This is a genomic window from Streptosporangium sp. NPDC006013, from assembly GCF_040614275.1.
GTDB lineage: Bacteria > Actinomycetota > Actinomycetes > Streptosporangiales > Streptosporangiaceae > Streptosporangium.
In genome coordinates, this window is record NZ_JBEXUE010000294.1 from 1 (window position 1) to 12,639 (window position 12,639).

Here is a 12,639-nt window from a genome sequence, read left to right on the forward strand (position 1 = left end):
CGGGACGGATCACCGTCCTGGCCGCCAAGGCCGTCATCCTCACCGGGCTGACGGTGGCCGCGGGGAGCGTCGCCGTGCTCGCATCCGCGCTGGCCAGACCGCCGAACGCTTCGTGCCCCTCGCCGGGCCGCTTCCCCCCGCACCGGGCCGGCCTCCGGTGCCTGGCGGGCGGCTCTACCGGACCGGCGACCTGGTGCGGCAGCGCCCCGACGGCCGCCTCGACTTCATCGGCCGACTGGACCACCAGGTCAAGCACCGTGGCTACCGGATCGAGCTCGGCGAGATCGAGCAGACGCTACGCGCCTGTCCCGGTGTGGACGACGCGGCGGTGACACTGGAGGACGACCAGCTGGTGGCCTACCTGTCCGTCCCCGTCCCCGTCCCCGTCCCCGTGCCCGCCTCCGCTTCCGGGCCGATGACGGCGAAGGACGCCAGGGCATGGGCGGCCGGGCGGCTGCCCGGCTACATGGTGCCGGGGACCGTGCACGTGCTGGACGAGCTACCGCTGACGAGCGCGGGCAAGATCGACCGTCGCCGGCTGGCCTCCTCGGCCGCCCGCGCCGGGAGACGCACGGACGAGCCACGTGACCGGTTGGAACTGGAGGTGCTGGAAGCCTTCCGGCGGGTGCTGGACAACCATCGGGTCGGCCCGCACGACACCTTCTTCGAGGCGGGCGGCGACTCGCGGCTCGCGGTGACACTGCTGGACCGCCTACGTGACGGCCTGCGCAGACCGGTGGCGGCCCGCCTGCTGTGGGAACACCCAACGGCCACGGGCTTAGCCTCGGCGTTGCGCGAACCCGGATAGATCCCCTTTCGGAAGCCCGCGTTCGTGAAACTCCTGCGGCCTGTCCAGGGCCGAGCCGCATGGGGACGGGTACGGGTGCCGCCATCGGAAGCCGTCCGGGGGGTGAGCGCCTCAAGATGCTCACGTACCTGCGGCACCACGGCCTTGAGCTATCTACTTGAGGTCCTCCAGTGACCGAGGAGGCCCGCGTCCGTTTGCCCCGCGAGTCCTCCCGACCGAGTTCACCGTCCTCCACACCACCGATGAAGGCGGCCATTCGGGTGAGGCGAAGACCAGAGCCGGGCCAGTTCACGGTGGTTCACACCGAGGCCGCCCCGGGACCGGGCAGCACGTCGATGTCAGCGGCGCGCATGGGCCGGTCGCACACCGAGCAGTGCAGTTCGACGTGGCTGATCTCACCGCAGGCATGATGCCGGTAGAGGACCGGCGGACCGGCCTCGCCCGCCGTCCACCGGTCTCCCCAGCGCACCATCACCAGCAGCAGGTCGCAGAGCTCCAAGCCTTTGGCGGTGAGCGCGTACTCATGGCGCGGCGGACGGCTCGAATACTCTCGCCGCTCCAGCACGTCGTTCTCGACCAGCCACTTGAGTCGCTCGGTGAGCACCTTGCGCGAGATGTCCAGGCTCTGCTGGATCTGATCGAAGCGGGCGATGCCGACGTAGACGTTCCGCAGGATCAGCGGTGACCACGGCTCGCCGACGACGTCCAGCGTGCGGGCGATCGAGCAGGCCATGTCACCGAATCGGGTTCGCTGCATGAGGTCAGTCTAGGCGAGAGGGTTCCCTTAAGAGACTACCTCTTGCTACCGTCTCCCCGTAAGTTCCTTTAGGGAACCAACAGAAGGGAGAGCGTCATGAGCCGTCCCCAGGTCGTCTCGGCCCAGGAGTGGCAGGCAGGAGATCCGGGAGGACTCCCCCGAAGGCAGGCCACAGACCCGGCCCTACGAGTGGTGGCGCCTACACGACGAGTACCACGTTTGAGCACCGCCACCTGGTGAAGCGTCAAGATCTTGAGGATGAGGACACATGATGGCAGCCGAAACGACACCCGCCGCCGAACTCCTGTTCAGCGAGGCCGACGCGACGCCGTTCAGCACGGACGAGGCGACGGTGAGACCCTGGGCCCAGGCGCGGGCGTGCCTGGAGACCGCGCCGAAGGCATGGCTCTCCACGGTACGGCCCGACGGCCGCGCGCACGCCATGCCGGTACTGCTGGTCTGCGTCGACGACACACCCTGGTTCACGACCCGCCCGACGTCCCGTAAGGCCAGGAACCTCGCCCGCAACCCCCACTGCGCCGTCACCGTCGCCGGCGAAACCCTCGACCTCTCGATCGAAGGCGTCGCCACCCTGGTGCGGGACGAGGCCAGGCTCCTGCGGGTGGCCGCCGCGTTCAGAGCAAAGTACGAGTGGGATCTCGCGGTACGCGACGGCTCGGTCCACGAGGACGACCTGCCCGGCTCGCCCGAGTACGGCTTCTACCAGGTCATGCCCATGCGCGCCTTCGGCTACGGCGTGGACGGCATGACGGCGACGCGCTGGCGGTTCTGAGGGAACATCCTCGGCCAAGTCGAAGCCCAGGATGCCGACGAAGAAGGCGATGGCCCGGTCATAGTCCTCGACGACGATCGTCACCGGATCAGTGCGCATTCTCTTGATCACAGGAGTTCCCGGGGCGACGGTGTGGGCTCGGAGTCCGGGTGTTCGACCAGTCTCCTCCACTACGCTTTTCGGGTGACTGCCGAGTATCCCCATGACGGGGAATCCGGGGCGAAGCCTCCTTCCGCGACCGCGCGGCGGGGTGACTCTCGGCACGACGTCATGGGATGGGCGCGGAAGGCCGCCTGGTGGGCGTTCGCGTTGTTCCTGGCCGCGTTCGCGATTTTCGAGAGCGTCAAGTACGGGGTGCCGACCACGGGTGCCATGCTCCTGTTCTTCGTGCTGCCCGACCTGGCCCGACTGGCCGGCGTCGGCCCTCCCGGAGTGCTCTATCACGCCGTGCACCGGGTGTGGATTCCACTCGCGGTACTGGTCGGTTACACGTTCGGGCCGATCGTGTGGCCGCCCCTTTTCACCGCGGGCCTCGGCTGGCTCACCCGCATCGCCGTCGAGCGCGCGACCGGGCGCGGGCCGTCTCGCGCCGACGACCGACCGGCGGCATGACCGCAGCCGGGATCACCACGACCACCGCGCAAGCTCGCCCCATCTGCCGCCACTGCGGACGCCCCACCGAACGAGCGGAGTTCAGCACCTTCTCGCACGTCTGCGCGAATCGCGCCCCCGCTGCCCGTTCGGCTCGCCCTGACGCTGCGCGCGCTGCCTGCGCCGCCGCCCCAGGAACCAGCCGGCTCCCAGAGTCGCCGGCCCGATCGGCGTACGGGACAGCCGGCGTGCCACCACGACCTCGAAGAACTTTTTCATGACATCGTCACTGCCCGGCAGTGACCCGGTCAGCTGGAAAGCGCGCGTGACACAGAGCCGATGGATCACCTCTGGACGTGCACCGCTCAGGCCACGGGCGACCAGGCCGTGGAACCGCGGTCGCCTGTATCAGAGGCTGCCGGAGAAGGTGTCGCAGCGCGCGGGGGCACCGGTTCGGTATCCGGTGGTGAACCACTTGACTCGCTGTCGCGAGCTGCCGTGCGTCCATCCTTCCGGATCCACCCTGCCCTGGGCGCGCTCCTGGATCCGGTCGTCGCCGACCGCCGCGGCCGCGTCCAGGGCTTCCTGGATGTCGGCGTCGGTGAACGGCCGTTCGTAGAACCCGGTGTCGATGGCGTTCTTCGCCCACACCCCGGCATAGCAATCGGCCTGCAACTCCAGCCGGACCGAGGCGCTGTCGGCCCCTTTCCTGTCGTTGCCGACCCGCCTGGTGGTCCCGATCAGGTTCTGCACATGATGTCCGTACTCGTGAGCGATCACGTACGCCTGGGCGAACGGACCGCCCTTGGCGCCGAAGCGGCTCTGCAGCTCCTCGAAGAAGCCGAGATCGATGTAGATCCGGCGGTCGGCCGGGCAGTAGAAGGGGCCGACGGCCGAGCCGGCGCGGCCACACCCTGTGGTCACGGCCCCGCTGAACAGGATGGTTCTCGCGGTGCGGTAGGGCTCCTTGCCGCGCTCGGTGAAGGCGTCCTGCCAGTACCGCTGGACGCTGTTGACCACACCCACCACCCGGCACTTGTCCGACTGGTCGGCGTCGCTCCCCTTCTTGCACTGGGCTCCCAGGTTCGAGGCCGGGCCCGGGTCAGCGGGTCGTGAGCCGCCGCCGTTCAGCAGCTCGGCCGGGTTGACCCCCAGGAATACGGCTGCGGCCAGCGCGATGATGCCGATCAGGCCCCCGCCGACCGCGATTCCGCCACCGGACAGACCGCCACCGCCCCGGTCTTCCACCTGGGAGGCGTCGAGATCCACATCGTCGCGGAAATCCATCACGGTCACTTTTCTCTGGGAGTGCCTACGATGACTTCATTGTGCCGCGATCACCCCGGTGGCGACAGCCGTACCCGCGCCGGGGCAGCCGGCCGTTGATCTCCGACGCCCGGTCGCGGTATGCGGCGGCCGGAGGCGTCGGTGCCGACCGGTACCCTCGCCAGGGTCGGCGACGAGGGCCGGCCCACCCTCGCCGATCCGCCGCGACGCAGGCGGAGTCCATGGGCAGGCCGGTCTGCCACAGGCCGGTCACCGGGAGCGGCGGGCGGCGTTCTTGCGCGGCGTCTTGACGGGCTGAGCCGCTCGGGGTGCACCCTGTATCGCGTCGATCCTGGCGTGCAGGCGGGCGAGCTCGTTCAGGATGGCGGTGAGCTGGTCCTCGGTCCGCTGTTCCTCGGCGGAGGTGTTCTGGTCGTCCATCGCGTTGACCACGACGGCGATGAACAGGTTGAGCACCACGTAGGAGGACATCAGGATGTAGCCGACGAAGAAGACCCACGCCCAGGGCTTCTCCGCCATGACCGTCTGGGCGATGTCCGGCCAGGCCTCGCCGGTCATGACCTGGAACAGGGTGAACAGCGACGTCGGCAGCTCGTCGAAGTGCTCGGGGGCGATTCCGCCGAACAGCTGGGTCGCGAGGACCGCCGAGACGTACATGACCAGGAGGAGCAGCCCGACGATCGCGGCCATCCCGGGCATGGCCGCGAACAGCGCACCGACGACCTTGCTCATGCTGGGAACCACCGAGACCAGGCGCAGCGCCCGCATGATTCGCAGGGCCCGCAGCACGGAGGTCGGGCCGGACGCCGGGATCAGCGCGATGGTCACGATGGTCGCGTCGAACCAGTTCCACGGGTCCTTGAAGAACGCGCCCCGGTAGGCGTAGAGGCGGGCGGCGAGTTCGACGGTGAAGATCGCCAGGGCGATCCGGTCGACGGCGTGCAGGAACCCGCCGATCCGGTCCGTCAGATAGGAGGAGGTCTCACAGCCGATCGTGATCGCGTTGATCACGATGACGGCTATGACAACCCGCTGGAAGAGCCGGGTTTCAAGGAAGGAACGAATACGTTCTCGCCCTGGCAAGAGGTCAGCTCCCGGAGGGGGGAAGGGGTCAAATGCCGATCATCGTAAGCCCGCACAGGTCACCCCTGAAAAGATCTGAATGTATGACATACGCCATAGGGGGAACCCTGCCGATTTGCGGCGCGTTGACCTTGGTGAAGAACCCCGGAGCGAGCCGGCTCCAGAAGATCGGCTAGCGTTGCGGATACGGAGATCCTCCCGCGTCGATGACCCGGGAGGACATGAGCCGGCCACGAGGGCCGGATGAAAGGGCAAGGTGGTGGTGTCCGTGTCGTCGGACTCCGGCCATAGCAGAAACCACATCAGAGATCGTCGATCACGAGGCAGGCAATCGAGGTGAGCATCGCCCTCGGCCTGCTGGCCGTTCTGCTGCTGACCCTGGCCACCGGCTACTTCGTCGCCCAGGAGTTCGCCTACGTCACCGCCGATCGCCTGGCTCTGTCCCAGCAGGCCTCCGCAGGCGACAAGAAGGCCGCCCGCGCGATCAAGGTCATGGAGCGGCTGTCGTTCATGTTGTCGGGCGCCCAGCTCGGCATCACCGTCACCGCCCTGGTCGTCGGCTTCATTGCCAAACCCGCGCTGGCCGAGCTGATCGCCCCGGGCCTGGGCGCACTCGGCGTCCCCGAGGGCGCGACCGGCGGCATCGCCCTGGTGCTCGGTTTCATCGTCGCCACCGTGATCCAGATGGTGCTGGGCGAGCTCGCCCCCAAAAACCTCGCGCTGGCCAGGCCCGAACCGCTGGCCCGCGCGCTGGCTTCCTCCACCCTGGCCTACTTGACGATCGCCGGGCCGATCATCCGGCTGTTCGACTCAGCGGCCAACAGGCTGCTGCGCGCGGTCGGCATCGAGCCGGTCGAGGAGCTGCACCACGGCGCGACGCTGGAGGAACTCGGGCACATCATCGGTGAGTCCGAGGCCTACGGGCACCTGCCCGGCGACCAGGCCGACCTGTTGGAGCGGGCACTGGCCTTCTCCGAGCACACCGCCGGGGAGGTCATGGTCCCGCACGCCGACGTCGTCGGCATCGCCGGTTCGGCTCTGATCCCCGAGCTGGACGAGTTGATCTCCCGCCACGGGCACACCCATTACCCGGTGCTCGGCGACCGCCTGGACGACGTGATCGGCATCGTGGGCCTGCGCGAGCTGGTGGCGATCCCGGCCGACAAAGCCGCGGACACCCCGGTAGCCGACATCGCCCGCGAAGTCCTGATGGTGCCCTTCTCCGTCTCGCTGCCCGACCTGGTCGCCCAGATGCACGCACGCGACGAGGAGGTCGCCTGCGTCCTCGACGAGCACGGCGGCCTGGCCGGGCTGGTCACCTGGGAGGACGTCGCCGAGGAACTCGTCGGGGAGATCGCCGATGAGAACGACCTCGACATCCCCACCGTGGTCGCCACCGGCGACGGCTGGGAAATCGACGCGAGCCTGCGCATCGACGAGGTCTCCCTGGCCACCGGGCTGGAACTGCCCGACGAGGACGACTACGACACCGTCAGCGGGCTCATCCTGCAGCGCCTGGCCCGCTTCGCCGCGGTCGGTGACGTGGTCACCGTCGACCTGGTCCCCTCCATGGCCGACCAGGCGCCCACGCATGCGGAGATCGAGGTGCTGACCCTCGACCGGCACGTACCCGAGCGGGTCCGCCTGCGCCCCTTCCGGAACACCGAGGCGAGCCAGGAAGGCGAGGAGGAGAAGTGAACCTGCCCACCGGCATTCTGCTGACCGTACTCCTTCTGATCGGCAACGGCTTCTTCGTCGCCTCCGAGTTCGCCCTCGTCGCGGCCAAACGACACCGCCTGGAGAAGGCGGCCGCGCACGGTAGCCGAGCCGCCGCCGTGGCCGTGAAGAGCATCCGGGAGCTGTCGCTGATGCTCGCCGGCGCCCAGCTCGGCATCACCCTGTGCTCTCTCGGTCTGGGCGTGGTGTCCGAGCCGCTGATCGCCGGCAGCCTGACACCGCTCTTCGCCACCTTCGGCCTGCCCGAGGCCGCCGCGCACGCGGTCGCCTTCGTGATCGCGCTGGCCATCGTGACGTTCCTGCACATGGTGATCGGTGAGATGGCCCCCAAGTCATGGGCCATCGCCCACCCCGAGAGTTCCGCGACGGCCCTGGCGTTGCCCTTTCGCGGCTTCACCGTGGCCGTCCGGCCGATCCTGACCGCGCTCAACGGTGTCAGCAACCTGCTGTTGCGCATGTTCCGGGTGCAGCCCCGCGACGAGATATCCACCCCTCGCACACCCGAGCAGTTGCAGCACCTGGTGGAGGAGTCGCGCCGCCTGGGGCTCATCGAGACCGACGACCACGTGGTGCTCACCCAGGCCCTGCACGCCCCGAACGCGTCGATCGCCTCGCTCACCATCCCGGTGAGCGACATCGCCGGAGTGCCGGCCGACGCCTCGGCTCAGGAGATCGTCGGCACCTCGGCCCGGACGCGCCGTACCCGCCTGGTGGTGTGGGACGGTGACCGCCCGGCAGGGGTGGTCCACGTCCGGGACGCCTACCTGGCCCGCAGGCGCGGCACCCGGATCCGCGCTCGAGACATCGCCTACCGGCTGCCCGAGCTCTCAGCGGAGACCTCGATCTCCCAGGCGGTCGCCGAACTACGTGCCGCGCACAGCCAGCTGGCGCTCGTCCGGACCGCGAACGGCTCCCTGGCCGGACTGGTCAGCCTGGACGACCTGCTGACCACCCTGCTCATCCCGGCGTAGGACCGGACAGTCCGGGCGCCGCTCCCCCGATCGGCGCCCGGACCGGCGGGGCTTGTCCGCGGGTCAGCGTGGGATGGTCGCGCCGGCGATGCGCAGGGCGAGGTCGGCGTAGGCGTCGGCGACCTCTTCCGGTGTGTAGGGCACGCCCGTGCCGTACCAGCCGGCCACCCGCATGCCCATGCCGCTGATGGCGGTCATCGCGAGGAAGGTGTCGGGCATGTCGAAGAGGCCCTGAGCCAGGCCCTCGTTGAGAATGTCGATGAGCAACCGCCTGCCACCGGCGCGGATCGACAGCACGGGGGCGGCCATCTCGGGTGAGAGGGCGTGCAGTTCGTTGTTGGCCACCGTGGCGAGCAGCGGATATTCGGCGTGAGCCAGCACATGCTCTCGTACCACGGCTCGCAGCCGTGAGACCGGGTCGGTGCCGCCTGCCCGCAGCAGCCTCCCGTGGTGGTCTTCGTGGCCGATGCGGATCAGCTCGGCCAGGACGTGCTCCTTCGCCGGGTAATGCGCGTAAAGAGTGGCCGAGCGGATGCCACACGCCTCGGCCAGGTCTCTGATCGAGGCGCCGTGAAAGCCCCGCTCGGCGAACAGGCGTAGCGCCTCCCGCAGGATCCGGCCTTTGGTGCCCTCCGGCAACACACCGGGTGGCAGCCGAACCTCGTCGGCCGCGATCCGCCGCTGCTCTGTGGGTATGGTCATGTTTCCTGCCGATCGATCGTTCTTCCTCGCCCCATTGTGCCCTGGGGCGAAGCCGGGGAGCATATGACACGATCGATCGATCGTTAGGGAAGGTTAGGATCGGTGGAACCGACCGGGAGGGAACCGATGGAAGCGATAGTGGCCACCGAGCAGGGGAAGGTACGAGGCAGGCTCGATGACGGTGTGGCGGTTTTTCTCGGCATTCCGTACGCCGCTCCGCCCTTCGGGCCCCACCGCTTCAGGGCTCCGGTCGAGCCCGAACCATGGGAGGGCATCCGGGACGCGCTGGAGTTCGGCCCCACCGCGCCGAAACGGCCCTATCGCCGGCCCCTCGACCGTTTGATCCCCGATCCGGACATCCCCGGCGACGGCTGCCTCAACCTCAACGTCTGGACCCCCGAAGGAGCCGACGGCCTGCCCGTCATGGTGTGGATCCACGGTGGGTCACTGCGCAACGGCTCCTCCAGCGTGCCGGTCTACGACGGCCGTGCCTTCGCCCGCGACGGAATCGTGCTGGTTTCCATCAACTACCGGCTCGGCGTCGAGGGCTTCGCGGTCTTCCCCGACGCCCCCGCCAACCGCGGCTTGCTGGATCAACTCGCCGCACTTCGCTGGGTGCGAGACAACATCGCGGCCTTCGGCGGCGACCCGGGCAACGTCACCGTGTTCGGCGAGTCCGCGGGAGCGATCAGCATCGGGGCGTTGCTGACCAGCCCCCGTTCGGCCGGCCTGTTCCGCCGTGCCGTACTGCAGAGCGGCCCGCCACATGCCGTGCCGTCCGAGGCCGGGGCCAGGATCACCCGGGTCATCGCCAGAGGTCTCGGCATCGCTCCGACCGCCGCCGCCTTCGCGGCCGTGGACCGCGAACGGCTGCTCACCGCGCAGGCCGAGGCGACGGCCAAGGGGAACCCGATCAGCGGCGGCGCGGGGTTCGAGATCGTCCTGGACGGCGACGTCGTCCCCGCGCACCCGATGGACGCGCTGAAGGCGGGCGTCGCACGCGACGTCGACCTGCTGCTGGGCGCCAACACCGAGGAGTACCGGCTGTGGTTCGTACCCACGGGGGTGGTCGACCGCGTCGGCGGTCTCACCCTGCGGCTCGCCATGGCCAAGTTCAAGATCAAAGGATCGCTGGCCAGGCTCTACCGGGCGAACCGGCCAGACGCCCGGCCCGGTGAGATCCTCGGTGCTCTCGCCACCGACCTGTTGCTCCGCGTGCCGCTGAACCGGCTGGCCGACGCACGCGCAGAAGGCGGCAACACCTACATGTACGAGTTCGGCTGGCGCTCGCCGGTGGACGGGCTCGGCGCCTGCCACGCGCTGGAGATCGGGTTCGTCTTCGACACGCTGCGCACCTCGGCACAGCTGGCCCTGGCGGGACCCGCAGCCCCCCAGGAACTGGCCGACGCCGTGCACCGAGCCTGGATCGCCTTCGCCGTCTCCGGCGATCCAGGCTGGCCCGTCTGGGACGGGACCCGTCCGGTGATGTTGTTCGATCATCCGGGCCCTGACCTCGTCCGCGCGCCGCGTGACGACGAACTACGCCTCTGGCGCTGAACAGGGCGAGGCCGCGGGGGCCGGGTCAGAGCGCCGGGCCCGGTACCCGCAGCGCCGGCTGGTTGCGGCGGACGTCGGACCAGGTCCGGGTGTCGGCGCAGATGCGACATCCGGCGCCGAAGAACTCGCCGCGCGCCTCCTCGTCGCCCATGAGCTGGAAGCGGAACCACGCCGTCGTCGGGCCGGCGAAGGGACCGGGGGCGCCCACCACGGTGAAATGGTCGGCCCCCCTGACCTCGCCGTAGATCGCCGGGATGTGGTCGGCGTCGTTGTAGAAGGCCTTGACGAGAGCCGGCCACACGACGATGTCGTACTGCCCGGCCAGGATGAACATCGGGCCGTGCACCGTGTCGACGTCGGCCAGCGGTCCGGGCTGGATCGGGATGATGGTGTCCACCCGGGGATCCGCGCCGACGACGATGGCGGCCGCACCGCCCTGTGAATGGCCGGACGCGCCGATGCGGTCCAGGTCGACGTGGCCGTAGAAGACGCTGCCGGGGTCGGCGTTCCGTTGAGCCAGCAGGTCGATGCCCGCCCGCATCGAGATGCCCAGGTTGGACTGCGGTGTGTTCGCCGCCGCCACGATGAAGCCGTGGCTGGCCCAGTGGAGCAGCAGGTCACGGTAGACCACGGGGAAGGCGAACGTACCGTTGCCCCAAATGATCACTGGATGACGTCGAGGGCTCTGCGCGATGTCTCGCGGGTAGTACAGAGTGGTCACCAGCCCCACGTCCACGGCCGTGGCGTAGGGGCCCGCGGCGCTCCACTTCCTGTCGACGGAGGGGAAGCCGGTGTCGGCGCCGGCCGCGTGCGGGGCGGCGGTGAGGGCGAGGACGAGTGCGATCAGGGGGACGAACAGCCTTCGGAGCATGGGGGGTTCTCCTGACAGGGGGACGCCGAGAAGTGAATCCCGTGTTACGCCGGATTCACTTCTCGTTTGATTGCACATCCTGAATGGGGGAACGCCCGCCGTCTCTCCGCACTCGCGGCAATGATTGACGTCGCGGTTTGTGCAATGTGACGATCCGTGGATGCTCGCCCTTCACGCCCGCATGGCTCCACGTGTCAGGGAGCTCACCGCGGCGGTGGTCGCACGGTGTGAATCCGAGGTGCCCTTCTACCGGCAGTTGCCCAAGGACCTCCTCGACGAGGAGGTCAGCCGGTCGGTCGCGGCTGTCCTCAGGCTGTTACTACGGGCGCTGCGGGAGGGCCGCGCCCTCGGCCCCGGCGACCTGACCGAGCTCATCGAATGGTCCGCGCGGCGCGCCGAGGAGGGCGTCCCGCTGGAGGCGGCGCTCACCGCGTACCTCGTCGGCGCCGAAGTCTGGTGGCGGGCCCTGGCGGAGACCGCCGACCGTGCGGAGCTGGCCGAGGCGGGCCTGAGCCTGCTCGGCTGCTTGGGCTCGGCCATGCCCGCGGTCGCCATCGCTCACGTACAGGCACAGGACGACATGCGCAGCGACGACGGGAAAGTACGGCGGGCGCTGATCACGGCATTGCTGACCGGGCAGCCGCACGAGGCCCTGGCGGAGGCGGCGCGGGTCACGGTCGCGCCCGCCTACGAGGTCATGGAGATCCGGTTCGCCGAGGACCCGCCGGCCGACCGCCGCACCGTCAGGCTCACCCAGTCGGCCCTTGACGCCCACACGGGAACGCCCGTGCTCACCATGCTGGACCACACCGGGGGCTTCGCGCTGTTGCCGGCGACGCTCGACCTGCCGGCCCTGGTCGCCAGGATCGCCGAGGCCACCGGCCAGCCCGTCGTGGCGGTCACGGCCCGGGCCGCGGAGCCGGACCTCATTCCCGGGGCCGCCGAAGAGGTGCGCGGGGTGATGGAGATCGTCCAGCGCCTCGGCCGACCGGCCGGCCTCTACCGATTCGACGACGTCCTGCTCGAATATCAGCTGGCCCGGCCCGGCAGCGGTCTCGCCCGGCTCGCCGCCAAGCTCGACACGCTGGACGATCACCCCCACCTGGTCGAGACCCTGCGCGCCTTCGTCAACCGCGGCCACAACCGAAGCCGCACCGCTCAGGACCTGCACATCCACCGCAACACCCTCGACTACCGGCTACGCAGGATCACCGCTCTGACCGGCCTGGACTTCACGATCCCCGCCCAAGCCCGCCTTCTGGAAGCCGCCCTCACCGCCAGAGACCTCACCTGACGCGTCACGCCGTCCGGCTGCGGGCGAACAGCGGGCAGCGGGCAGTGGGCAGTGGCGAGTCGCCTCCCCGAGAGGGGGTTTCATGAGGTTGCCGTCGCGTGAGTCGATCCCACCATCAATTCTCTTCGCACATTCCCGTTGGCGGACACGTGCGGTTAAGTGAGGTCCGAAAAGGCTGTTGACCTGGC

General features: G+C 69.4%; 13 protein-coding genes and 1 pseudogene. 7 read left to right on the forward strand and 7 right to left on the reverse strand.

Annotated features, from left to right (window positions below; translation table 11 throughout):
- Positions 1 to 808 (forward strand): non-ribosomal peptide synthetase (locus ABZ260_RS33740; RefSeq protein WP_355625849.1); only part of this gene is annotated, 808 nt, incomplete at its 5' end.
- A 298-nt stretch (positions 809 to 1,106) separates the two neighbouring features.
- On the opposite strand, the gene ABZ260_RS33745 is transcribed toward ABZ260_RS33740, so the two are convergent.
- Positions 1,107 to 1,565 (reverse strand): helix-turn-helix domain-containing protein, encoded by a 459-nt coding sequence (locus ABZ260_RS33745; RefSeq protein ID WP_355625851.1) that lies wholly within the window; start codon positions 1,563 to 1,565, stop codon positions 1,107 to 1,109.
- A gap of 268 nt (positions 1,566 to 1,833) precedes the next feature.
- On the opposite strand from ABZ260_RS33745, the gene ABZ260_RS33750 reads away from it, so the two are divergent.
- The gene (locus tag ABZ260_RS33750) at positions 1,834 to 2,358 is read left to right on the forward strand and encodes a pyridoxamine 5'-phosphate oxidase family protein (RefSeq protein WP_355625853.1); all 525 of its coding nucleotides are present in this window, start codon (positions 1,834 to 1,836) and stop codon (positions 2,356 to 2,358) included.
- Here ABZ260_RS33750 and ABZ260_RS33755 read toward each other — a convergent pair.
- Positions 2,341 to 2,562 (reverse strand): annotated as a pseudogene (locus ABZ260_RS33755) (VOC family protein); the annotation flags it as partial. The gene ABZ260_RS33750 and the pseudogene ABZ260_RS33755 overlap by 18 nt on opposite strands.
- Here ABZ260_RS33755 and ABZ260_RS33760 point away from each other — a divergent pair.
- Entirely contained in the window at positions 2,542 to 2,970 is a 429-nt protein-coding gene (locus ABZ260_RS33760; protein WP_355625855.1) for a hypothetical protein, read from the forward strand. The pseudogene ABZ260_RS33755 and the gene ABZ260_RS33760 sit on opposite strands and share 21 nt — an antisense overlap.
- Positions 2,971 to 3,051: 81 nt before the next feature.
- Here ABZ260_RS33760 and ABZ260_RS33765 read toward each other — a convergent pair whose 3' ends face one another.
- From ABZ260_RS33765 to ABZ260_RS33775, 3 genes are all read right to left on the reverse strand, one after another.
- Positions 3,052 to 3,228 (reverse strand): DUF6203 family protein, encoded by a 177-nt coding sequence (locus tag ABZ260_RS33765; protein ID WP_355625857.1) that lies wholly within the window; start codon positions 3,226 to 3,228, stop codon positions 3,052 to 3,054.
- Between the two features lie 129 nt (positions 3,229 to 3,357).
- Positions 3,358 to 4,236: a neutral zinc metallopeptidase gene (locus ABZ260_RS33770; protein WP_355625859.1), complete on the reverse strand. Its 879-nt coding sequence runs from the start codon at positions 4,234 to 4,236 to the stop codon at positions 3,358 to 3,360.
- A 249-nt stretch (positions 4,237 to 4,485) separates the two neighbouring features.
- Positions 4,486 to 5,319 (reverse strand): ion transporter, encoded by an 834-nt coding sequence (locus tag ABZ260_RS33775; protein WP_355625861.1) that lies wholly within the window; start codon positions 5,317 to 5,319, stop codon positions 4,486 to 4,488.
- 336 nt (positions 5,320 to 5,655) lie between these two features.
- Between ABZ260_RS33775 and ABZ260_RS33780 the strand changes: the two genes are divergently transcribed.
- The gene (locus ABZ260_RS33780; protein WP_355625863.1) at positions 5,656 to 7,017 is read left to right on the forward strand and encodes a hemolysin family protein; all 1,362 of its coding nucleotides are present in this window, start codon (positions 5,656 to 5,658) and stop codon (positions 7,015 to 7,017) included.
- Positions 7,014 to 8,027, forward strand: coding sequence for a hemolysin family protein (locus ABZ260_RS33785; protein WP_355625865.1), 1,014 nt, complete (start codon positions 7,014 to 7,016; stop codon positions 8,025 to 8,027). Before ABZ260_RS33780 ends, ABZ260_RS33785 begins: the two co-directional genes overlap by 4 nt.
- Before the next feature lie 63 nt (positions 8,028 to 8,090).
- Here the strand turns inward: ABZ260_RS33785 and ABZ260_RS33790 are convergent, their stop codons facing one another.
- Complete coding sequence (locus ABZ260_RS33790) at positions 8,091 to 8,729, reverse strand: TetR/AcrR family transcriptional regulator (protein ID WP_355565439.1); 639 nt, start codon at positions 8,727 to 8,729, stop codon at positions 8,091 to 8,093.
- A 126-nt stretch (positions 8,730 to 8,855) separates the two neighbouring features.
- Here ABZ260_RS33790 and ABZ260_RS33795 point away from each other — a divergent pair, with 126 nt between their 5' ends.
- Positions 8,856 to 10,286, forward strand: a complete 1,431-nt coding sequence (locus tag ABZ260_RS33795) for a carboxylesterase family protein (RefSeq protein WP_355625867.1) — start codon at positions 8,856 to 8,858, stop codon at positions 10,284 to 10,286.
- A gap of 25 nt (positions 10,287 to 10,311) precedes the next feature.
- On the opposite strand, the gene ABZ260_RS33800 is transcribed toward ABZ260_RS33795, so the two are convergent.
- Complete coding sequence (locus ABZ260_RS33800; RefSeq protein ID WP_355625869.1) at positions 10,312 to 11,157, reverse strand: acetylxylan esterase; 846 nt, start codon at positions 11,155 to 11,157, stop codon at positions 10,312 to 10,314.
- A gap of 160 nt (positions 11,158 to 11,317) precedes the next feature.
- Between ABZ260_RS33800 and ABZ260_RS33805 the strand changes: the two genes are divergently transcribed.
- Positions 11,318 to 12,451, forward strand: a complete 1,134-nt coding sequence (locus ABZ260_RS33805) for a helix-turn-helix domain-containing protein (protein WP_355625871.1) — start codon at positions 11,318 to 11,320, stop codon at positions 12,449 to 12,451.
- Positions 12,452 to 12,639 lie beyond the last annotated feature (188 nt).